This is a genomic window from Roseomonas sp. GC11 (assembly GCF_024437745.1).
In the GTDB taxonomy this organism is placed as follows: Bacteria; Pseudomonadota; Alphaproteobacteria; order Acetobacterales; family Acetobacteraceae; genus Pseudoroseomonas.
In genome coordinates, this window is sequence record NZ_JANFNY010000008.1 from 22196 (window position 1) to 44406 (window position 22211).

Here is a 22211-nt window from a genome sequence, read left to right on the forward strand (position 1 = left end):
TCACACGAAAAAATATTGTGAATTAATGAGAATATTCGGATGCTTTGATGGATTGCGTATCGGCTTGCGCGGGTCAATATAATTCACGTAAAAATTCATATGAATTTTTTGAACCACAGGATATTTCGCCATGCCGCTGGATGAGGCCTTCTCTTCCCACCGCCCGATTGGCGGCCCCGCCGCCTGGCGCGGCCCGGCCATCGCCGCCGCGCGGGACTGGGAATACCGCCTGAGCCCGGCGGATATCGAGGACATCGCCGCAGCCCTCGCCGTTGCCAAGGCCTCCGGCCGGGCAGCCTCCGCCATCGGCCGAGCGGAATTTCCCCTGCCGCATTTTGGGGAAACCCTGGCCGGGCTGCTCGCCGGGCTACGCGGCGGGCGGGGCTTCCTGCTCCTGCGCGGCCTGCCGGTGGACCGCTTCAGCGAGATCGAGCGGGAGGTGATCTTCTTCGGCCTCGGCGCCCATCTCGGGCGGGCAGTTTCACAGAATGCGCATGGGGAATTGCTCGGCTATGTCTTCGACCAGGGCCGCACCCATGCCATGGCCAATACGCGCGGCTACCAGACCAAGGCCGATCTGACCTTCCACACCGACCGCTGCGACCTCGTGGGCCTGCTGTGCCACCGGGCCGCGAAACAGGGCGGGGAAAGCAGCGTCGTCAGCACCGCCGCCATCCATGACGAAATCCTGCGCACCCGGCCTGACCTGCTGCCGCTGCTCTATCGTGGTTTCCACTATGGTGAGCGGGAGGCGGCGGATAGCGCCGATGGCGTCTCCGCCCGGCGCATCCCGGTCTTTTCCGAACGCGACGGGGTGGTGAGCTGCCGCTTCATCAGCCGCGCCATCGAACTGGCCTGGAAGCGCGGCGTGCCCGCCAGCCCGGCCGAGGTCGAGGCGCTGGAACTGATGAAGCACTACACCGAACACCCGGATTTCCGCCTCGACATGGTGCTGGAGGCGGGGGACATGCAGTTCTGCAACAATTATGTCACCGCCCATGCGCGCACCGCCTTCGAGGATTTCCCCGAACCGGAGCGCAGGCGGCTGATGGTCCGCCTCTGGCTCTCCTTCCGCGATCCCTGGCCGCTGGCCAGTGATTTTGGCGAGCATGAGGGCATTCCCTTCCGCCCCGAGGCCGGCCCCGCCCCCGCGCCGCCGCCACGCCAGGGTTGAAGGCGGCCAGGGCTGAAGGCGGGCAGGGGGGCTTTGCGGCAGCGGCCGGAGCGCGCAACATCCGCGGCCCATCTTGTCCGGAAGCCTGTGCGATGCCGTGTCTCTTCTCCCTCCCTCTGCTCACCGTCGCGGGACAGCCACGGTGAGCGCCGTGCTGCCGGGCGCGCGGCGCCTGCCCTCTGCCCCCCAGGCCGATGCCGCGCTGGTCGAGGCCTTCCGGGGCCGTGCCGTGGCCAACATCAGCGACAATCTGGCGCGGCTGAGCGTCGCGGTGGGGCTGCGCCCCTTCCACCGCGGCGGCACCCTTGCCGGCACGGCGCTGACCGTGCGCACCCGCCCGGGGGATAATCTGGTGATCCACCAGGCGCTGGAGATCCTGCGCCCGGGGGATGTGCTGGTGGTCGATGGCGGCGGCGACATCAGCCGCGCCCTGGTGGGGGAGATCATGAAGGCCGTGGCGCAGAGCCGGGGCTGCGTGGGCTTCGTCATCGATGGTGCCATCCGCGATGCCGATGCCTTCGCGCGCGATACCTTCCCCTGCTTCGCGCGCGGGGCGATCCATGCCGGCCCCTACAAGAACGGCCCCGGCGAATACAACGTGCCGGTGAGCATCGGCGGCATGGTGGTGCAGCCGGGTGATATCGTGGTGGGGGATGGCGACGGGGTGGTGGCCTTCCCCGCCGAGGCCGGCCCCGCCCTGCTGGAGGCGACGCTGCGGCAGGAGGAGCACGAGGCCGCCACCCTGCGCAGCATCGCCGAGGGCCGCTACACCGGCAGCTATGGCCGCCCGGACGCCGCCGCCGCGCCACGCGGCTGAGAGAGTGTTTGGAAATTCCTGGCCCTTGCAGGTTTGAGGGGGCTTTGCCCCCTCAAACTCCCCCAGCAGGGGACGGGGTCCCCTGCACCCGCCAGCAGGGGGCATCCACAAATGGGTTTCCAAAGGCCTCAGGCCTTTGGTCGGGAGAGTTTGAGAGGGGCGAAGCCCCTCTCAAGAGCGCATGCCGTTGAGGCTATCCCGTGCCGCCTGTTGCGTTCGGTTGCTGGTGCGCCGGGCGGTCTGGCGCTAAGCACGCGGCGATGTCTCCGCCGATTCTGACCGTCGTCATCCCCTGCTACAACGAGGCCCTGAACGTCGCGCCCATGGTCGCGCGGCTGGAGGAGGCCCTGCACGGAATCGCCTGGGAGGCGATCTTCGTCGATGACAACAGCCCCGACGGCACCACCGCCGTGGCGAAGGCGATCGCGGCGCGCGACAGCCGCATCCGCTGTATCCGCCGCGTCGGCCGGCGCGGCCTCTCCTCCGCCTGTGTCGAGGGCATGCTGGCCTCTTCCGCGCCTTATGTCGCTGTCATCGATGGCGACCTCCAGCATGACGAGACGCTGCTGCCGCGCATGCTGGCGGCGCTCCAGGCCGGGGAGGGGGAGGTGGCCATCGGCAGCCGCCATGTCGAGGGCGGCGCCTCCACCGAGGGCTTCTCCGCCCTGCGCCAGAAGATCAGCGATGGCGGCATCACCCTGGCGCAGCTGTTCCTGCCGGTGCGGGTGGCGGACCCGATGAGCGGCTTCTTCATGCTGCCCCGCCCGCTGCTGGAGGAGGTGGCCCCCCGCCTGACCGGGCGCGGCTTCAAGATCCTGCTGGACATCCTGCTCTCGGCCGGGCGGAAGCTGCGGGTGGTGGAACTACCCTACAGCTTCCGCGCCCGGCAGGCCGGGGAATCCAAGCTGGATACCCGCGTGCTGCTCGATTTCGCCGCCCTGCTGGTGGACAAGGCCACGGGCGGGCTGCTGCCGCTGCGCTTCCTCTCCTTCGCCCTGATCGGCGCGCTGGGCATCCTGGTGCACATGGCGGTGCTCGCCGTGGTGCTGGGGCCGCTGGCCTTCCACAGTGCGCAATGGCTGGCCAGCTTCGCCGCCATGACGGTGAATTTCTGGCTCAACAACCGCCTCACCTACAATGACGTCCGCCTGAGGCGCGGCGCGCTGTGGCGCGGGCTGGCGCTGTTCTATCTCGTCTGCGGCGTGGGCGTGGCCGCCAATGTCGGCGTGGCCGGGCTGCTGCTGCGCGAGGGCGTGGCGAATTGGGGCCTGGCCGGCGCGGCCGGCGCGCTGCTGACGGTGGTGTGGAACTATGCCGTCTCCGCCACCCTGGTCTGGCGCGCCCGGTGAGCCTGCTCCCCCGCTTCCGGGCTGCGGCGCCCTGGGCCGGCGCCTGGCTTTGGGCCCTGGCGGGGCTGACGCTGCTGCGCCTGCTCGCCGCCTTCTGGCTGCCGCCGGCGCCGGATGAAGCCTATTACTGGGTCTGGGGGCGTGCCCTGGCCCCCGGCTATTACGACCACCCGCCGATGGTGGCGCTATGGACCGCCGCGGGCAGCGCCCTGGCGGGGGATACGGCACTGGGCCTGCGCCTGCTCGGCCCGCTCGGGGTGGCCATCGCCTCGGTGCTGCTGGCATGCGGGGGGGAGGCGCTCTATCCCGGCCGGAAGGCGGGGGTCTGGGCGGCGGCGCTGCTCAACGCCACCCTGTTCTTCGGCGCCGGCGCGGTGCTGATGACGCCGGACACGCCGCTGCTGGCCTTCTGGTGCGCCGCGCTCTGGGCCCTGGCCCGGCTGCAGGCCAGCCAGGATGGCCGCTGGTGGCTGGCCTTCGGCGTGCTGGCGGGGCTGGCGCTGCTCTCCAAATACACCGCCGTGCTGCTGGGCGGCGGGGTGGTGCTCTGGCTGCTGGCCGAACCCACCGCCCGCCGCTGGCTGCGGGGCTGGCATCTCTGGGCTGGCGGCGCGCTGGCGGTGCTGGTGTTCAGCCCCGTCATCCTGTGGAACGCCGCGCATGGCTGGGCCAGCTTCGCCAAGCAGGGCGGGCGCGCCGGCTCCTCCGGCGGTGGCTCGGCGCTGCGCTATCTGGCGGAATTGCTGGGCGGGCAGCTGGGCCTCGCCACACCGGTCATCTTCGTGCTCTGTGTGGCGGGCACGGCGCTGGCCTGCCGCCGCTGGTGGCGCGGGCGGGATGCCACTGCGGGGCTCCTCGTGGCGCTGACCGTCCCCGCAGCGCTGCTCTTCCTCTGGCAGGCCACCGGCAACCGGGTGCAGGGCAATTGGCCGGCCATCCTCTACCCAACCGCCTGCCTTGCCGCCGCGGCGTATCTGCAGGGGCGCTGGCTGCCCTGGCGGCGCATCGGCATGGGGTTGGGCCTCGCCCTGGCGGTGCTCGCCCTTGCGCAGGCGGCCTTTGCCCCCCTGCCGCTCGCCCGCCGCCATGACCCGACCCTGGCCCGGCTGGGCGGCTGGGACGCTTTCGCCGCCCGGGTCGAGCAGGCCCGGCGCGAGCAGGGCGCCACCTTCGTCGCCGCCGAGGAATATGGCCTGGCCAGTGAACTGGCCCTGCACCTGCCGCCCGGTGTCGCCGTGGTGGCGCTGGGCGACCGCTGGGACATGTTCGACCTCCACGCCCCTCCGGCCGCCGGCCAGGGCCTGCTGGTCCGCAGCGAGCGCCGCAGCGAGGCCCCGCTCTGGCCCAGCGCGGTGGAGCAGGGCGGGCTCACACGCAGCCGGAAAGGCATCGAGGCAGAGCGCTACCGCCTCTACCGGGTGGATCTTTCGGCGCGGACGCCGCCCCTGGCCCTGCTGCCCAGCCGTCGCTGAGGCAGCACGCGCTGAGGCAGCACCCTGGCATGGGCGGCGCGGCACCCTACATGCGTTGCAGCGCAGGGAGAGCGAGACCATGCCGATCCATATCCCCCGGGGCTGGGAATTGCCGGACTCCGCCGCCACGCCGGAGCATCTGGTGCTGGGGCGGCGCCGGGCGATGGGGCTGGGGGCCGGGCTGATCGCCGGCGGCCTCGCCGCCCCGGCCCTGGCCCAGGCGCCCGCCTCCGGCCTGGCGGCGATGCGCAACACCCGCTACCCCGCCGAACGCGCCCTGACCCCGGAGCGCGATGCCACCAGCTACAACAACTACTACGAGTTCGGCAGCAGCAAGAGCGTGGCCGCCACCGCCCAGCGCCTGCCGCTTCGCCCCTGGAGCATCAAGCTGGAAGGGCTGGTCGAGAAGCCGCAGGAAATCGGGCTGGACGACCTCCTGAAGCGCGTCAGCCTGGAAGAGCGCGTCCTGCGGCACCGCTGCGTCGAGGCCTGGGCCATGACCGTGCCCTGGACCGGCTTCGCCATGAGCGAGCTGCTGAAAATCGCCGCCCCGCTGGCCAGCGCGAAATACGTCGTGTTCGAGACGCTGCGCGACCCCGCCATTATGCCCGGCCTGCGCCAGAGCTGGTATCCCTGGCCCTATATCGAGGGCTGCACCATCGCCGAGGCGGCGAATGAAATGTGCTTCATGGCGGTGGGCCTCTATGGCAAGCCGCTGCCGCCGCAGAATGGCGGGCCGCTGCGCGTGCTCTTTCCCTGGAAATACGGGTTCAAGAGCGGCAAGTCCCTCGCCACCATCCGCTTCACCGAGACCCGGCCGGTCAGCTTCTGGGAGAAGCTGCAATCCAGCGAATACGGCTTCTGGGCCAATGTGAACCCCGAGGTGCCGCATCCGCGCTGGAGCCAGGCCACCGAGCGCCTCCTCGGCAGCGATGAGCGCGTGCCGACGAAGCTCTTCAATGGTTATGGCGCCTTTGTCGCCGATCTTTATCAGGGGCTGGAGAAGGAACGGCTCTTCGTGTGACAGGGAGAGCAGGGGCTCCGCCCCTGCGACCCCGCCGGGGTAGCAGGGCTACCCCGGACCCCGCCCTCAGGGGAGCTCGGCGAGGCGGCGGCGGCCCTCGGCGATGGCACGCAGTGCCTCGGGCCAGAGGCCGAGGCCGGCCACCTCCCCGGGGGAGAACCAGCGCGCCTCGCTGACGTCATCCCCGGCCACCGGCTCGCCCGACAGCCAGCGCCCGGCGAAGTCGATGATGGTGTAGTGGAAGCGCACCCGGCCCGCCGCATCCTCGGTCAGGGCATCCACCACCACAGCCAGGGCCAGCGGGCCGACCTCGATGCCCGTCTCCTCGCGCAATTCACGCCGCGCGGCGGCCTCGGCCGTCTCGCCCAGATGCTGCGCCCCGCCGGGGATGGACCACTCCCCCTGGCGCGGGGGCTTGCCGCGGCGGACCAGCAGCACATCCTCCCCCCGGAAGGCGATCAGGCCAATCCCGACCCAGGGGCGGTCCGGGTAGTCCCGCGCGCTCACGGGCGACCAGGGGCAGGAGGGGGGGCAGGAGGGGGGGCAGGAGGGGGGGCAGGAGGGGGGGCAGGAGGGGGGGCAGGAGAGGGGGCTGGGGCGGCGGCGGGTTCCGGCCTCAGGGCTTCCAGCCGGGGCAGCAGGCTCTTCTCGCGCCATTCGGGAACCTGATAGGCCCAGCCCTGCCAGCGCCCATTCAGCGCCGCCGCCTCCGGGCTGTCCCCCTCGGCCTTCAGCAGCAGCCAGAGCGCGGCCTCCTTCCGGCGCAGCGCCACCGTGATGGCGAGGCCATCGGTGAAGCCGAAGCGCGCTGTGCCCAGCAGATCACCCGGCACATCGGCCGCGCGCTGCACGTCAGTCAGCGTCAGGAATTCGAAGGCCCCGGCGATGGCGTCGATGGTGGCGGGTTCGGGCGCGGGGGTATCGGCCGGCTCGGTGATGGCCAGCCGCCCCTCCGGCCCGCCATCGGCCCGGCGCAGTTCCAGCGGCGCCTCGCCCTCCCGCCGGATGCTGGCGGAGAGCATCCGGTCGCGCGGCAGATTGGCGATGTCGCGGTCGATCCAGAGCTGGGCATCCGCCTCCAGCGGCAGGCGGCCTTCGGCCAGCCAGGTCTGGCTGTCGCCGGGGCGGCGGACATAGACGCTCTCCGGCACATTCCCCTGCACCCGCACACGGCGCCGGCCCACCAGCAATTCGGCGATCGGCTGCCCCGCCCCGTCCAGCACCCGCAGCAGCGAGGCGGTGGAGCCAGGCTTGCCGATCTCCTCCAGCCCCAGCCGCTCGAAATTCTCCGGGTTGGTGGTGCGCGGCTCGGTCAGGCGCAGCTCGGTCAGGCCGACCAGGATTTCCCGCACCTTCTCCTGCCGCACCGGATAGCCGGCGGTATCGGGCAGCACCCAGAGATCGCCCGGCCGGCGCAGCAGGGTCAGGCTGGCCTCGTGCCGCCGCACCTCGATGCGCATGGCCCCGGCGAGGCGGGCGGCGAGATTCTGGAACATCAGCGGCGCGGTGCCGGGGTCGCGCGGCGCCGGGCCGCCCTGGCCCAGCGCGAGCACGGCAGCGGCCGAGGCCAGCGCGGCCCCGCCCAGAATCAACAGGCTCCGGCGTTCCATGGCCTCTTCCTCCTCAGGCGCGGGCGGCGGCGCGGCGCCGGCTGCGCAGCACCGCCAGCCCCAGGGCGAAGGCCGTCAGCAGCGCCGGGACCAGGGCGATGTTAAGGATCCGCAGCCTGCGCTCCAGCCCCTCGATATCCCGCCGCAATTCCAGCTGCACGGCGCGCAGCTGGCCGCGCGTGGCGACGATCTCGGCCCGCGCGCGGTCGATCTCGGCGCGCTGGTCGGGGGTGATGACGCTCTGGGTGGTATTGCGCTCGCCCGACGCGGCGGTCCCCTGGCGCAGCTGGCGCAGGCGGCGCTCAGTGGCCTCCAGCCGCTGGGTCAGCGCCTGCTCGGTCTGGCGGTAATGCGCCTCCGCCTCGCGCCGCATCTCCTCCACCACGCCGAAGGGGCGCAGCGACTCCCCGCGCGAGCGCAGGCTGATCAGCGCATCGCCGCCGGCCAGCGTGTCCGTCAGGTTGGCGATCAGCGCGCCATTGTCGCTGAAGGGCGTGGCCACCTGCTGGCCGAAGAAATCCTGCACCTGGACCCAGAAGCGGTCCTCCAGCAGGTCCGAATCATTGGCGATGACGAGGTTGGCCGGCCCCGTGCTCTGCGCCAGATGGGCGGGGAAATCGGCCGGGCGCGTGGTGCCCTCGGGCGGCGGCGGCGGGCCGTCGGGGAAGGCGCTGCGCAGGATGCCGCGGGCGCGCGCCACCAGCACATAGCGCTGCCCGTCGGGCTTGAAGCCGGCCAGGAGCTGCGCCGGGTTCGGGTTGCTGCGCACCTTCGCCGCATCCACCAGCATGGCGCGGTCGCTGCTGGTGATCAGCGGCGTGAACTCGATGCCCGCGCCCTCCCGGCGCCGCACGGGGCCGGCCGAGGCAAAGGTGACCTGCTGGAGGTCCGCCGTCGCCACATCGCCATGGCTGAGGGAGTCCCCCGTGGCGTTGAACCAGGCGAGATAGTCCACCGCCTGGAGCCGGTCCTGCGGATTGGCGCGCACGCGCCAGGCCCCGCGCTGGTCCAGCACCACCTTGTCCGCCGGCGTCTCGATGCCCCAGGCATTCAGCAGCCGGTCCAGGCTGGAGGCGGTCTCGGCCGGCGGCTGGCCCATCGGGCCGGGGCGGCTGGCCTGGCCCTCGCTGTGCGGGTCCGTCATCACGAAGAGCTTGCCGCCGCGCATGACGAACTGGTCGATGGCGTAGAGCGTCGTCTCCGGCAGGCCCTGCGGCTGGGCGATGATCAGCACCTGCGTATCGGCCGGGATCACCGGCGTATCGGCAGCCACCTCGCGCAGGGTGAAGAACTGGCGCAGCTGGTTGGCCACGACATAGGGCTGCCCGGCGCCGGGGACGCGCATCATCATGGCCCGCGGGTCGCCATTCACCGGCAGGGCCGAGAGCAGCCCGACCACCGGGCGCTTCGGGTTGGACAGCTCATAGACCAGCCGCGTCAGGTCGTATTCCAGGAAGCGCTCGCGCTCCGGCTGGAGGAAGGGCAGCACCCGCTCGTCATCCAGCAGATTATGCCCGGCGAGGCCGAAATAGACCTGCTCGCCGGACTGGTCAATCGGCACGGCCTGGATGCCGGCGGCCATCGCCCGGTCCTCGGTGTCCGAATAAGGCTCGGGGTCGAGGTATTCGAGGCGGATCCTGCCCTCGGAGACAGCGGCGTATTCCTGCAGCATCTCCCGCACCCGGTCGGCATAGGCGCCATAGAGCGGGATGCTGCTGCCGAGGCGGCTGGAATAGTAGAGCCGCAGCGTGATCGGGTCCTGCAACCCGGTCAGCACCTGCCGCGTGCCGTCGGAGAGGGTGTAGAGATGCTGCTGCGTCAGGTCGAGCCGCAGGCGCGGCAGGGCCCGGTCCACCAGCAGGTTGGCCGAGACCGCCAGCACCAGCGCCGCCCCCAGCCCGCCCAGGGAATAGGCGAGGCGGCGGGAGGCGGGCTTCGGCGCGGGAAGGGGGGTGGCGTCGCTCATGGCTCAGTCCGCCTTGCGATGGTCAACGGCCACGGCATTGGCGAAGAGCCAGAAGCCGATGAAGCTGGCGAAGAAGACGAGGTCGCGCAGCGCCACCACGCCGCGCGCGAAGCCGCCCAGCCGCTCGGTGACCGAGAGGCCGCGGGCGATCTCCGCCAGCAGCGGCAGGCGGACGGAGAGGAACTCCGTCACCACCGGGCTGCCGGCGGCGGCGAAGAGGAAGCACACCGCGACGGCCAGGACAAAGGCGATGACCTGGTTCTTGGTCAGGGCCGAGATGGCCGCGCCCACCGCCAGATAGGCCCCCGCCACCAGCAGGCAGCCGAGATAGCCGGTGAGGATGACGCCATTATCCGGCTCGCCCAGATAGTTGACGGTGAGCACCAGCGGGAAGGTCAGCGCCAGGGCGATGGCGCAGAAGGCCCAGGCCGCCAGGAACTTGCCCAGCACCGCCTGCCCCTGGGTGAGCGGCAGGGTCAGCAGCAGCTCGATGGTGCCGAGGCGCCGTTCCTCCGCCCAGAGCCGCATGGTCAGGGCGGGGACGAGGAAGAGGAACAGCCAGGGGACGAAGCCGAAGAAGGGCTGCAGATCCGCCGTGCCGCGGCCGAAGAAATTGCCCAGCGTAAAGGTCAGCGCCCCGGACATCACCAGGAAGATGACGATGAAGACACAGGCGACGGGGGTGGCGAAATAGCCGGCCAGCTCGCGCCGCGCGATGGTGAGGGCGGGGCGCATCAGGCGGCGTCCTTCGGCAGGGTGAGGGCGCGGAAGACAGCCTCCAGCGAGGGGCCGCGCCGGGCGAGATCAGCCGGGGTGGCATCGGCCAGCACCCTGCCGCGCGCGATGATGATGGCGCGGGTGCAGAGGACCGAGACCTCTTCCAGGATATGGGTGGAGATGATGATGGCCTTGTGCGGCGCCATCTGGCCGATCAGGCGGCGCACCTCGTGCTTCTGGTTGGGGTCGAGGCCATCGGTCGGCTCGTCGAGCACCAGAACCGGCGGGTCGTGCAACAACGATTGCGCAAGGCCGACACGGCGCTTGAAGCCCTTCGAGAGGGTTTCCACCGGCTGCAGCCGCACCCCCTCCAGCATGGTGAGGCGCATGGCATGGGCCACGCGGTCCGCCGCCTCGCTGCCATGGAAGCCGCGCACCCGCGCGACGAAGCTCAGGAAGGCGGAGACCGTCATCTCCGGATAGGTCGGCGCGCCCTCCGGCAGGTAGCCGAGGTTGCGCTTGGCGGCCACGGGGCGGTCCACCACATCCTCGCCGCAGATGCGGGCGGTGCCGGCGCTCGGCGTCATGAAGCCGGCCAGCATCTTCATGGTGGTGGATTTGCCCGCCCCGTTCGGGCCGAGGAAGCCGAGCACCTCGCCCCGGGCCACGGTGAAGGACACGTCGTCGACGGCGGTGAAGCCGCCGAACCGCTTGGTGAGGCGGTCGATCTCGATCAGCGCGGGCAAGCGGGCATTCCCCTGAAGGAGCGAAGTGCTCCGGGTTTAATCGGGGCAGGGGCCATTGCAACCCCTTGGCCTGTATCGAAGCGTGGCATCGCGTGGCGGAAGGGCACCCCGCCGGTTCAGCCGGCGGCCAGCGGGGCCAGGGTGAGGTCATGCCCGAACAGCGCCAGCAGGAGCCGCGCCGCCCGCCCGCGCGGAGTGGCGGAGAGGTCCGGGTCCTTCTCCAGCAGCAGGGCGGCATCCTGGTGGGCCATGCGGATCAGCCCGCCATGGCGCTGCGGGTCGGCGAGCCGCCGGCCCATATGCCCGGCCTGCCGCACCCCCAGCGCATCGCCGCCGCCGCGGTAATCCAGGTCGGCATCGGCGATGACGAAGCCGTCCTGCGTCTCGCGCAGCACGGCGAGGCGGCGCTGCTCCGAGTCGTTCAGCTCGGCCGAGGGCAGCAGCAGGCAGAAGGACTGCGCCTTGCCCCGCCCTACCCGCCCGCGCAGCTGGTGCAGGGCGGCGAGGCCGAAGCGCTCCGCCTGCTCGATGATCATGATGGTCGCCTCCGGCACATCCACGCCCACCTCGACCACGGTGGTGGCGACCAGCAGCTGCGCCCGGCCGGCGGCGAAATCGGCCAGGGCGGCCTCGCGCACATCCAGCTTCTGCGCGCCATGGGCGAGGCGCACCTTCCCCCCGAAAATGGCAGCCAGCTCGGCATAGGTGGTCTCGGCGGCGGCATTGTCGTGCTTCTCGCCTTCCTCGACGGCGCGCACCACCCAATAGGCGCGGTGCCCCTCGGCGAAGGCGGCGCGCAGCCGGGCCACCAGCTCCTCCCGCCGCTCGCGGCTGACGATGCGGGTGATGATGGGCTGCCGCCCGGCGGGCAGGCCCTCCAGCCGGCTCACCGCCATCTCGCCCCACTGGGTCAGCAGCAGGGTGCGGGGGATGGGGGTGGCGGTCATCACCAGCACGTCGGTCGTGCCCTTCTCGGTCAGCGCCAGGCGCTGGGCGACGCCGAAGCGGTGCTGCTCATCCACCACCACGAGGCCGAGATCGCGGAAGACCACCCCTTCCTCGATCAGCGCATGGGTGCCGATGACGAGGGGGATGGTGCCATCCGCGAGCCCCGCCAGGACACGCCGGCGCTCCTTCCCCTTCACCGAGCCGGCGAGCAGGGCGCAGGCCACCCCGGCGGCGCCGGCCAGCTTCTCCAGTGTGCGGAGATGCTGGCGGGCGAGCAGCTCGGTGGGGGCCATCAGCGCCGCCTGGGCGCCGCCCTCCACCGCGCGCAGCATGGCCATGACGGCCACCAGCGTCTTGCCGGCGCCGACATCGCCCTGCAACAGGCGCAGCATGCGGCGCGGCGCGGCGAGATCGGCATCGATCTCGGCGATGGCGCGGGCCTGCCCCGGGGTGGGCGGGTGGCCGAAGGCGTGCAGGGCGGCGGCGCGCAGGCGACTGTCGCCGGTCAGGCTGCGGCCGGGGCGTTGCAGCACGCTGCGCCGCACCAGCCCGATGGCCAGCTGCCCGGCCAGCAATTCGTCATAGGCGAGGCGGTCGCGCGGGGCGTCCTCCGGGGCCTCCTCCGGGGCCTGGAGGGCATGCAGCGCGGCGGCGAAGCCCGGCCAGCGGCGGCGCGCCAGCAGGTGCGGGTCCTGCCATTCCGGCAACTCGGGCAGCAGGGCCAGGGCCTCGGCCATCGCCCGGCCGAGGTCGCGCTGGCTCAACCCCTTGGCCAGCGGCCAGATGGGCTGGAGGTCGGGGATGACATCGGGCGGCTCGACGAAATCCGGCGCCTCCATCTGCCAGCGGTCGCGGAAGCGCTTCATCCGGCCGGAGACGCGGCGCGGCGCCCCCTCCGGGTAGATCCGCCCGAGCCAGGGGCCGAGCCAGGAGCGGCGGCCGAAATAGATGAGGTCCACCGGACCCTCGGCCGAGTCGCAGCGCACCGCCCAGGGCTGCACCGGGCTGCCCGGCGGAGCGATGCCGAGCACGCGCACCGCCAGGGTGGCGGCCTCGCCCTCACGCGGCTGGGTGTTGCGGCGGTCCTGGTAGCGCTCGGGCAGGTGGAAGAGCAGATCCATCACCCGCCCGCCCCCGACCAGGGCGGCAAGGCGCTTCCGCTTCTCCTCCGGTGCGGGCAGGCTGTCGAGCGGCGCGAAAAGCGGCGCCACACGATCCATTTCGGCCTCTCGGGCTGACACGATTCCCATCCGCCTCTATATGCCAGCCTCCAGAGGCCGCGACATGTCCCAGACCGATCAAACCTCCCCTGACGAAAATTCCCCCGAACTCTCCCCGCGCCGGCGGCGGCTCCTGTTCCGCGCCAACCACCGCGGCACCAAGGAGACGGACCTGATGGTGGGCGGCTTCGTCAACCGCAACATCGCCACCTTCACCGAGGGCGAGCTGGACGAGCTGGAATCGGTGCTGGAACTGCTGGATGTCGATCTGGCGGACTGGCTCTCCGGCCGCCGCCCCATCCCGGCGGAGGTGGCCAGCCCCATGCTCTCCCGCATGGCCGAGGAATGCTCGCGCCGTGGCGCCGGCGTGCCCGAGGGCGCGCGCGAGGCCATGCCGCGCGGATGACCGAGCTCACCGTCCACGGCGCGCCCGAAGGCTTCGATGCCCTGTTGCTGACGCGCCGCAGGGCGGAGGCCGAGGGCTTCGTCCTGCATGTCTGCCGCGACGATGCCCGCATGGCGCGGATGCAGGACGGGCTGGCCTTCTTCGGCCCGGATATCGAGGTGCTGCGCTTCCCGGCCTGGGACTGCCTGCCCTATGACCGTGTCTCCCCGCATGCCGAGCTGGTGGCGGAGCGCGTGGCCACCCTGGCCCGGCTGCTGGAGCCCGCCGCGCGGCCGCGCATCGTGCTGACCACCGTCAACGCCATGCTCCAGCGCGTGCCGCCGCCGGCGGTCTTCGCGGGCGCGACGCTGCACCTGAAGCGCGGCGGGCGCATCCGGCCCGAGAAGCTGGCCGCCTTCCTCGACGCCAATGGCTATAACCGTGTCGCCACGGTGATGGAGCCGGGCGAATACGCGGTGCGCGGCGGCATCCTCGACCTCTACCCCGCCGGGGAGCCGGAGCCGCTGCGCCTCGACTTCTTCGGCGACGAGATCGAGACGCTGCGCCGCTTCAGCACCGAGAGCCAGCGCAGCGGCGCGACGGTGCCCGAGCTGTGGCTGCGCCCGGTGGGCGAGGTGCTGCTGGACGAGGCCTCGATCGCCCGTTTCCGCGCCGGCTACCGCGACCTCTTCGGCACGGCGGCGGCGGAGGATCCGCTCTATGTCTCCATCTCCGCCGGGCGCCGCCACCCCGGCATGGAGCATTACGCCGCGCTGTTCCATGACGGCATGGCGACGATGCTGGACTACATGCCCGGCGCCTCCGCCAGCCTGGACCACCAGGCGGAGGAGGCGCTGACCGCCCGCCTCGAAATGATCGAGGACCACTATGAGGCCCGGCGCGGCCCGGTGCGGGAGGGCGAGGTGCCCTACCGCCCCGTGCCGCCGCGCCGCCTGTATCTCAGCCGCCGGGACTGGGAGGCGATGCTGGCGGCCGGCCCGCTGCTGGCCTTCAACCCCTTTCCCAGGCCGGAGGGGACAGAGGGCGTCGAGGCTGGAGGCCGCCCCGGGCGCCTTTATGTCGAGGCGCGGACGGCGGGCGAGAATGTCTTCGCCGTCTATCGCGAGCAGGCGGAGGCCCAGGCCAAGGCCGGGCTGCGCCCCGTGGTCGCCGCCTGGACGCGCGGCTCGCGGGAGCGGCTGGCCAATCTGCTGCGGGAAAACCGCGTCCCCGCCCAGGCGGTGGAGGATTGGGCGGCGGCGCGCCGGCTGCCGGCTGGCACGGTGGCGCTCGCCATCTATGGCGTGGAGCGCGGCTTCACCGGGCCGGGCATCGCCCTGACCAGCGAGCAGGACCTGCTGGGCGAGCGCATCGCCCGCCCGCCGCGCCGCCGTAAGCGGGCGGACCAGTTCATCGCCGATGCGACGGAGATCGCGGAGGGCGACCTCGTCGTCCACCAGGACCACGGCATCGGCCGTTATGACGGGCTGGAGACCATCGCCGTCTCCGGCGCGCCGCATGACTGCCTGCGGCTGCTCTACGAGGGCGGCGACAAGCTGTTCCTGCCGGTCGAGAATATCGAGCTGCTCTCGCGCTTCGGCAGCGACAGCGCGGGCGTGGCGCTGGACAAGCTCGGCGGCACCTCCTGGCAGAACCGCAAGGCCAAGGCGAAGCAGCGCATCGCCGACATGGCCGGGCATCTCATCCGCCTCGCCGCCGAGCGGCAGGTGAAGGAGGCGCCGCTCATCGCCCCGCCCGAGGGGGCGTGGGACGAGTTCTGCGCCCGCTTCCCCTTCGCCGAGACGGAGGACCAGCAGCGCGCCATCGGCGATGTGCTGGAGGATCTGGCCGCCGGGCGGCCGATGGACCGGCTGATCTGCGGCGATGTCGGCTTCGGCAAGACCGAGGTGGCGCTGCGCGCCGCCTTCGTCGTCGCCATGACGGGGGCGCAGGTGGCTGTGGTGGTGCCGACCACGCTGCTCTCCCGCCAGCATTTCCGCACTTTCTCGGCCCGCTTCGCCGGGCTGCCGGTCAAGGTGGCACAGCTTTCGCGCATGGTCACCGCGAAGGAAGCGGCGCAGGTCCGGGCGGGCCTCGCCGATGGCACCATCAACATCGTCGTCGGCACCCATGCGCTGCTCGCCAAGGGGGTGGAGTTCGCCGATCTTGGCCTCGTCATCGTCGATGAGGAGCAGCATTTCGGCGTGGCGCACAAGGAGCGGCTGAAGTCGCTCAAGGCCGATGTGCATGTGCTGACGCTGACAGCGACCCCCATCCCGCGCACCCTGCAACTGGCGCTGACCGGCGTGCGGGAGATGAGCGTGATCGCCACGCCGCCGGTGGACCGGCTGGCGGTGCGCACCTTCATCATGCCCTTCGACACGGTGGTGATCCGCGAGGCGATCCAGCGCGAGCGCTTCCGCGGCGGGCAGGTCTTCTGCGTCGTGCCGCGGCTGGAGGACCTGCCGAAGATGGTCACGCGGCTGGCCGAGATCGTGCCGGAGGCGCGGGTCGTCCAGGCGCATGGCCGCCTCACCCCCACCGAGCTGGAGCGGGTGATGACCGAGTTCGGCGACGGCAAGTTCGATATCCTGCTGGCGACGAACATCGTCGAGAGCGGGCTGGACATGCCGGCGGTGAACACGCTGGTCATCTACCGCGCCGACATGTTCGGCCTGGCCCAGCTCTACCAGCTGCGCGGGCGGGTGGGGCGGGGCAAGCAGCGCGGCTATGCCTATCTCACCTGGCCGGCGACGCAGCGCCTTTCCGCCGCCGCCGAGAAGCGGCTGGCGGTGATGCAGACGCTGGACAATCTCGGTGCCGGCTTCACGCTGGCGAGCCACGACCTCGACATCCGCGGTGCCGGCAACCTGCTGGGCGATGAGCAGTCCGGCCATATCCGCGAAGTCGGCATCGAGCTTTACCAGCAGATGCTGGAGGAGGCGGTGGCCGACCTGAAGGCCGGGCAGGGCCGGCGCGGCGAGGCCGGGGACCGCGACTGGACGCCGCAGATCAATCTCGGCCTGCCGGTGCTGATCCCCGAGGCTTATGTGGCGGACCTGCCGGTGCGGCTGGGCCTTTATCGCCGCATCGGCGCGCTGGCCGGGGATGCGGAGGTGGAGGCGATCGCCGCCGAGATGGTCGACCGTTTCGGCCCGCTCCCCCCGGAGGTGGAGAACCTACTCCAGGTCGTCTCCATCAAGCAGCTGTGCCGGCAGGCCGGTGTGGAGAAGCTGGATGCCGGGCCGAAGGGCATCGTGGCCAGTTTCCGCCAGAACCGCTTCGCCAACCCTGGCGGGCTGGTGGCCTGGGTGACGGCCCAGAAAGGCTTGGTGAAGCTGCGCCCCGACCACAAGCTGGCGATGGTGCGGGAGATGGACCTGCCCACCCGCGTGCGATCCGCGAAGGACATGCTGGTGGCTTTGTCGAAGGTTGCCCGCCAGTCCCGCGCCGCGTGACCGCTGCCGGGCGCCAGCGGCGCCCGGCCCTGGCAGAAAAGAAGGGGGCGCGGGGGAATGCTTTCCCCCGCCTCTTTTTGCTGCCCTTCGCTCCCTAAAACTCCGCCGCCTCGGCCAGCGCCACGTCGATCAGGCGTTCCAGGACTTCCGGCTCCTGCGCCCCGGCGATGGCGTGGCCGGCGCCCTGCCCATGCTGCCCCATCATGACGAAGCAGGGCACGCCATTGATGCCAAGACGGTGGGCGCGGAGATTCTCGGCATGGACGGCCTCGGCCTCCAGCCCGCTGGCGAGGAAGCGCAGGGCGATGCGGCGTTCCAGCCCGTGCTGCGCGGCGATGGTGGCGAGGGTGTCCTGGCTGCCGAGATCGGCGCCCTCGCAGAAATGCGCGGTGAAGAGCGCATCCACCAGGACATCCGCCAGCCCGTGCTGCGCCGCCAGCCGCACCAGCCGGTGGGCATCGACCGAGGCCGGGATGCGGTGGATGCGGTCGAAGCGGAAGGCGATGCCCTCGGCGAGGCCGAGATCGGTCATGGTGGCGTGCAGGCGGCGGGCGCGCTCCTCACCACCGAATTTGCGGGCCATGTAGTCCTGCCGCTGCACGCCGGCGGAGCCGAGATCCGGGTTGAGCAGGAAGGGCCGCCAGCGCAGATCCACCGAGAGGTCGTGCCGCCGGGCGAGGGCGCGGCGCAGCCGCCGTGTGCCGAGGAAGCACCAGGGGCAGACCAGATCAAACACCACCTCGATCTCGAGATGGGGGCGGGGCGGGGTGAGCATGTTCACACCGCCATCATAGCCCAGGATGGGGCCGCTTTTCATCCCCGCCCCACATCTGCCTGAAAATCGAAGGTTTTCTTACGAAAATCTCTAAAATCAGGCTTGTAGCGCCGATTCCTGACTCCTAGTTTGAGACGACACCACGCAGGACACGCAGACAGGGCCATGATGGCGGGGTCGCATATCGCGCTGGGGGCGGCCGCGTGGTTCGTGGCGGCGCCGCGGCTGGGGTTGCCCGCGCTGGATCCGGCCCTGCTGGGGCTGGCGGTCTTCGGGGCGCTGCTGCCGGATATCGACCACCCGAAATCCTGGCTGGGCAAGCGGCTGCGCCCGGTTTCCACGGCCTGCGCCACACTGTTCGGCCATCGCGGGGTGACGCATTCGCTGCTGGCGGTGGTGGGCTGCGCGGCGCTGCTGTTCAGCCAGAACGTGCCGCTGGCGGTCACGGCGCCGCTGGTGGTGGGCTATCTCTCGCATCTGGCGGCGGACCTGCTGACGCCGGCGGGGCTGCGCCTGGCCTGGCCGCTGCGTGGCACCTATGCGCTGCCGCTGTGCCGCAGCGGCTCGCCCTTCGAGCCGCTGGTGGTGGCGCTGATGCTGTCCTGGGCCTGGGGCAGCACCTCGGAGCAGATCAACTGGCATGCCGGCTTGCGCGCCCTGGGGGTGTGCCGCGTGGCGGCGCAGTCCTGGCCGGCGCTGTGCCCGCCGGGGCCGGAACCGGTGGCTGCCCTGCCCAGGCCGGACCTGGAGAAGACCCTGGCCCGGCTGCGCGAGTCGAGCCAGACGCTGCTGGCCCGCAACGGGATGCGCCCGGCGGCTGAGCCCGCCAATTAGGTTGTGCCCGGCGCTTCCTGCCCGGGCCGCCGGGGCTCGCGCAGTGTCCGGCGCAGCACCTCGAAGAGCCGGGGATCGGCGGACTGGGCCACGTTGAAGCGCAGATACCCCGCGGCGGTGCCGGAGAGGCTGAAGGCATTGCCGGGCGCCAGCATGACATGCTCCGCCATGGCGGCCTGTGCCAGGGCCGTGGCGTCCTGCCCCTCCGGCAGGGTGCACCAGAGGTAGAAACCGCCACGCGGCGAGAGCCAGGGCCGGATGCCCAGCGCCTCCAGCCGGCCGGCGGTCTCGCGCCGGGCACGGGTGAGACGGTGGCGCAATGCCTCCAGGTGCCGCCGGTAGCCGCCCGCGGAGAGGATGCCGGCGATGACCTCCGTGGCGATGGGGCTGGGCCCGCCGAAGCCGGTGGCAATCTGGAGATCGATCAGCCCTTCGATCCAGTCCGGCCGGGCGGCGATATAGCCGCAGCGGAGTGAGGCCGAGAGGGTCTTGGAGAAGCTGCCGATCCGTATGACGCGGCTCAGCCCATCGAGCACGGCGAGGCGCGGGGAGGGATCGGGCTCGAAATCGGCGAAGATGTCGTCCTCGACGATGGTCAGGTCATGGCTGGCGGCCAGGGCCAGCAGGCGGTGCGCGGCCTGGGCGGAGAGGGTCGCGCCGGTCGGGTTGTGCAGCGCCGCATTGGTGAGATAGAGGCGCGGCCTTTCCTCCCGCAGCAGCGTGGCGAAGGCGGTGAGGTCCGGGCCGGAGCGGGTATAGGGCACCCCCAGCACGCGCACCGGGTGGGCGCGCAGCAGGGCCTGGAAATTGAAGTAACAGGGGTCGTCGAGCAGCACCGTGTCACCGGGGCGCAGCAGGAAGCGGCAGATCAGATCGATGGCCTGGGTGCCGGAGGCGGCCAGCAGCAGGTGGTCCGGCGCGATGTCCAGCCCTTCCTCGGCGAAGCGCGCGGCCAGCAGGCGGCGCAGCGCGGCGGCACCGCGCGGCGGGCCGTAATCGGCCAGCACCGCATCGCTGCTGCGGGCCAGGGCGCGGAAGCCCCGGCGCAGCGCCGCCTGGGGCATCCATGCCGGCGGCAGCCAGCCGCAGCCGGGGCGCAGGACATGGGCCTCCGCCTCCAGCCCCTGGCGTGAGACCCAGAAGGGGTCCACCGCCCGGTTCCGCCGCGGGCCGGCTTCGGCCAGGGCCAGGGGTGGCGGGGCCGTGCCAGCCACGTAGAAGCCGGAGCCGGGCCGCGCGCGGATCAGCCCTTCCGCCACCAGCCGGTCATAGGCCTCGGCCACGGTGGAGGGAGACAGCCCCATGCTGGCGGCCTGCCGGCGGATGGAGGGCAGGCGGTCTCCGCGCGCCAGGGCGCGGCTGGCCACCTGGGCGCGAATGGCCGCCATGACCCCGGCCGTGCGTGTTTCCGCCATCCCGCCTTCCCCAACTGTATGGCCCGATGTCTCCCTACAGTCTGGCCGGATTGTATGGAACTGTCCCTGGCCCGGGAAGCCCGGCGGCGCCACACCTGCCGCCGAGGAGAAAATGATGAACCGTTCAACCGAGGGCTGGCTGCATGGCCTGCTGGGGGTGGTGATCTTCAGCGGCTCGCTGCCCGCGACGCGCCTGGCCGTGGCGGATTTCTCGCCCCTGTTCCTGACGGCGGGGCGTGCCGTGGTGGCCGGGCTGCTGGCCGCCCTGCTGCTGGCCGCGCTGCGCCCGGCGCGGCCAGGGCGGGCGGAGCTGATGGCGCTGGCCGTCATCGCCCTGGGCGTGGTGGTCGGTTTCCCTCTGCTGACAGCGCTGGCGCTCCAGCATATCAGCGCGGCACGCTCCATCGTCTTCATCGGGCTGCTGCCCTTGGCCACGGCGGCCTTTGGCGTGTTGCTGGGCGGTGAGCGGCCACGCCCGGCCTTCTGGCTCTTCTCCGGGGCGGGGGCGGCAGCGGTGGCTGGCTTCGCCCTGCTGCACGGCACGCCCGGCGCCCTGGCGGGGGATGCGCTGATGGTGGCGGCCGTCCTGCTCTGCGGCCTCGGCTATGCCAAGGGCGCCGTGCTTTCCCGCCGGCTCGGTGGCTGGCAGGTGATTTCCTGGGCTTTGCTGCTCGCCCTGCCCCCCATGGCGGTTTTCGCCCTGGTGACGCTGCCGCCCTCCTGGCAGGGCATCCATGGCCCCGCCTGGCTCGGCTTTGGCTATGTCTCCGTCTTCAGCATGCTGGTGGGCTTCATCTTCTGGTATCGGGGCCTGGCGCTGGGCGGCATTGCCGGGGTGGGGCAGTTGCAGCTGCTGCAACCCTTCCTCGGGCTGGTCCTGGCCGCGCTGCTGCTGGGCGAGGCCATCCCCTGGACGATGCTGGCCACCACCGGGGTGGTGGTGCTCTGCGTCGCCGGCGCCCGGCGCCATGCCTGAGAAGCCTTGAGAGGGCTTTGCCCCCTCAAACTCCCCCCTTTATCTTCCCTTGGGCAGGGGACAGGGTCCCCGCACCGCCATCAGGGGCGCTCCCTGATGGGTTTCCAAAGGCCTCAGGCCTTTGGTGGGGAGAGTTTGAGAGGGGCGAAGCCCCTCTCAAGAGCAAGCGCCTTCAGGGTAGGGCGGCGGTGCGGTAGAGCGTGACGCGCAGCCCGCCATGCGGCACCGGCGCTTCCGTGGGCAGGAAGGGCAGGGCCGTGGCGCGGGCCAGCATCGGTTCACTGGTGATCAGGCCCACGCGCCAGCCGGAGAAGCGGCTGGCCAGCACCTGCCCCAGAGCACGGTAAAGCGGGGCCAGCTTGCCCTTGTCGCCGATGCGGGTGCCATAAGGCGGGTTGACGATGACCAGCCCGGGCGGCCCCTCGGGCGGCTGAAGCTCGCTGACCGTGCCCTGGCGGAATTCGGTGAGAGCCTCCACCCCCGCCCGCGCGGCATTGGCGCGGCTCATGGCGATGGCGCCGGCATCGCGGTCGCTGCCGTGGAAGCGCACCGCCGGCTCCCGCCGGCTGTTCACCGCCCGCATGCGCTGCCAGGCCTCGGCATCGAAACTCGCCAGCTTCTCGAAGGCGAAGGGCCGGGCACGGCCAGGGTTGAGCCGGGCCGCGATCTCCGCCGCCTCGATGACGAAGGTGCCCGAGCCGCACATCGGGTCCAGCACCGGCTCCTGGCCGTCATAGCCGCATTGGCGCAGAAAAAGCGCGGCCATGGTCTCGCGCATCGGAGCGGCATTCACCGCCTCCTTGTAGCCGCGCTTGTGCAGGGGCTCGCCCGAGGTATCGACGCTGAGGGTGCAGACATCGTCCTCGATGCGGACACGCACCAGGATCTCACCATCCGGCGCGGCGGGTGCGCCCAGCGTCTCGCGGATGGCCTTCTCGACCCGCTCCGCCGCCGCGCCGCTGTGATAGATGCGTGAGCCGGCACAGGTGGCCTCGACCCGGAAGGAGACATCCGGGCGCAGCACATGGCCCCAGGGCACATGGCGGGCCCGCGCGTCGAGCTGCGCCAGATGGGTGACCCTGAAGCTGTCGAGCCGTGCCAGCACCCGCCCGGCGCCGCGCACCCAGAGATTGGCCCGCCACACCTCCGGCCAGCCGCCGCGCAGGGTGACACCCCCGGGGACAGGCTTCGGCTGCCGGAAGCCCTTGCCGCGGATCTCGGCGAACAGCGCGGCCTCCAGCCCCGGCGGGGCGGTCAGGAAAATCTCGAAATCCTTGTCCGTGCTCATCTGATCCGCGGGGCTGCCAGCCCGGTTCGCCAGCGCC

Annotated in this window: 18 protein-coding genes; 9 read left to right on the plus strand and 9 right to left on the minus strand. The window is 71.5% G+C overall.

From position 1 onward, the window contains the following. Positions 1 to 130 precede the first annotated feature (130 nt). The 5 genes from NON00_RS04155 (at position 131) to msrP (ending at position 5836) form a co-directional block, all read left to right on the plus strand. The gene (locus NON00_RS04155) at positions 131 to 1174 is read left to right on the plus strand and encodes a TauD/TfdA family dioxygenase (protein WP_256017825.1); all 1044 of its coding nucleotides are present in this window, start codon (positions 131 to 133) and stop codon (positions 1172 to 1174) included. Between the two features lie 142 nt (positions 1175 to 1316). Further along, entirely contained in the window at positions 1317 to 1991 is a 675-nt protein-coding gene (locus NON00_RS04160) for an RraA family protein (protein ID WP_256017826.1), read from the plus strand. 260 nt (positions 1992 to 2251) lie between these two features. After that, positions 2252 to 3340 (plus strand): glycosyltransferase family 2 protein, encoded by a 1089-nt coding sequence (locus tag NON00_RS04165; protein ID WP_256017827.1) that lies wholly within the window; start codon positions 2252 to 2254, stop codon positions 3338 to 3340. Further along, a complete protein-coding gene (locus NON00_RS04170) occupies positions 3337 to 4812 on the plus strand; it encodes a glycosyltransferase family 39 protein (RefSeq protein ID WP_256017828.1) in 1476 nt (491 codons plus the stop codon). Before NON00_RS04165 ends, NON00_RS04170 begins: the two co-directional genes overlap by 4 nt. Before the next feature lie 79 nt (positions 4813 to 4891). Then, positions 4892 to 5836, plus strand: a complete 945-nt coding sequence (gene msrP / locus NON00_RS04175) for a protein-methionine-sulfoxide reductase catalytic subunit MsrP (protein ID WP_256017829.1) — start codon at positions 4892 to 4894, stop codon at positions 5834 to 5836. Between the two features lie 66 nt (positions 5837 to 5902). Here msrP and NON00_RS04180 read toward each other — a convergent pair whose 3' ends face one another. The 6 genes from NON00_RS04180 to recG all read right to left on the minus strand — a co-directional run bounded on the left by NON00_RS04180 (position 5903) and on the right by recG (position 13073). After that, positions 5903 to 6343 carry an NUDIX hydrolase gene (locus tag NON00_RS04180; protein WP_256017830.1) on the minus strand — a complete coding sequence of 147 codons (441 nt, stop codon included), beginning with the start codon at positions 6341 to 6343 and terminating at the stop codon, positions 5903 to 5905. Then, on the minus strand, positions 6340 to 7446 hold the full coding sequence (locus NON00_RS04185; protein ID WP_256017831.1) for a DUF4340 domain-containing protein: 1107 nt from the start codon (positions 7444 to 7446) through the stop codon (positions 6340 to 6342). The genes NON00_RS04180 and NON00_RS04185 overlap by 4 nt, the downstream gene beginning before the upstream one ends. A 13-nt stretch (positions 7447 to 7459) precedes the next feature. Next, positions 7460 to 9412, minus strand: coding sequence for a GldG family protein (locus tag NON00_RS04190; RefSeq protein WP_256017832.1), 1953 nt, complete (start codon positions 9410 to 9412; stop codon positions 7460 to 7462). A 3-nt stretch (positions 9413 to 9415) separates the two neighbouring features. Further along, a complete protein-coding gene (locus NON00_RS04195) occupies positions 9416 to 10147 on the minus strand; it encodes an ABC transporter permease (RefSeq protein WP_256017833.1) in 732 nt (243 codons plus the stop codon). Next, positions 10147 to 10875, minus strand: a complete 729-nt coding sequence (locus NON00_RS04200; protein WP_256017834.1) for an ABC transporter ATP-binding protein — start codon at positions 10873 to 10875, stop codon at positions 10147 to 10149. The genes NON00_RS04195 and NON00_RS04200 overlap by 1 nt, the downstream gene beginning before the upstream one ends. A gap of 116 nt (positions 10876 to 10991) precedes the next feature. Then, complete coding sequence (gene recG / locus NON00_RS04205; protein ID WP_256017835.1) at positions 10992 to 13073, minus strand: ATP-dependent DNA helicase RecG; 2082 nt, start codon at positions 13071 to 13073, stop codon at positions 10992 to 10994. Positions 13074 to 13107: 34 nt separating this feature from the next. On the opposite strand from recG, the gene NON00_RS04210 reads away from it, so the two are divergent. Beyond that, the gene (locus tag NON00_RS04210) at positions 13108 to 13449 is read left to right on the plus strand and encodes a succinate dehydrogenase assembly factor 2 (protein WP_256017836.1); all 342 of its coding nucleotides are present in this window, start codon (positions 13108 to 13110) and stop codon (positions 13447 to 13449) included. After that, entirely contained in the window at positions 13446 to 16886 is a 3441-nt protein-coding gene (mfd, locus tag NON00_RS04215; RefSeq protein ID WP_256017837.1) for a transcription-repair coupling factor, read from the plus strand. Before NON00_RS04210 ends, mfd begins: the two co-directional genes overlap by 4 nt. Positions 16887 to 16980: 94 nt before the next feature. On the opposite strand, the gene NON00_RS04220 is transcribed toward mfd, so the two are convergent. Next, a complete protein-coding gene (locus NON00_RS04220) occupies positions 16981 to 17703 on the minus strand; it encodes a DsbA family oxidoreductase (protein WP_256017838.1) in 723 nt (240 codons plus the stop codon). A gap of 123 nt (positions 17704 to 17826) precedes the next feature. Between NON00_RS04220 and NON00_RS04225 the strand changes: the two genes are divergently transcribed. Continuing rightward, positions 17827 to 18495: a metal-dependent hydrolase gene (locus NON00_RS04225; protein ID WP_256017839.1), complete on the plus strand. Its 669-nt coding sequence runs from the start codon at positions 17827 to 17829 to the stop codon at positions 18493 to 18495. On the opposite strand, the gene NON00_RS04230 is transcribed toward NON00_RS04225, so the two are convergent. Beyond that, positions 18492 to 19910: a PLP-dependent aminotransferase family protein gene (locus NON00_RS04230; RefSeq protein WP_256017840.1), complete on the minus strand. Its 1419-nt coding sequence runs from the start codon at positions 19908 to 19910 to the stop codon at positions 18492 to 18494. The two genes, NON00_RS04225 and NON00_RS04230, sit on opposite strands and share 4 nt — an antisense overlap. A 115-nt stretch (positions 19911 to 20025) precedes the next feature. On the opposite strand from NON00_RS04230, the gene NON00_RS04235 reads away from it, so the two are divergent. Further along, positions 20026 to 20886: a DMT family transporter gene (locus tag NON00_RS04235; RefSeq protein WP_256017841.1), complete on the plus strand. Its 861-nt coding sequence runs from the start codon at positions 20026 to 20028 to the stop codon at positions 20884 to 20886. Between the two features lie 172 nt (positions 20887 to 21058). Here the strand turns inward: NON00_RS04235 and NON00_RS04240 are convergent, their stop codons facing one another. Further along, a complete protein-coding gene (locus tag NON00_RS04240) occupies positions 21059 to 22174 on the minus strand; it encodes a class I SAM-dependent RNA methyltransferase (protein WP_256017842.1) in 1116 nt (371 codons plus the stop codon). Positions 22175 to 22211 lie beyond the last annotated feature (37 nt).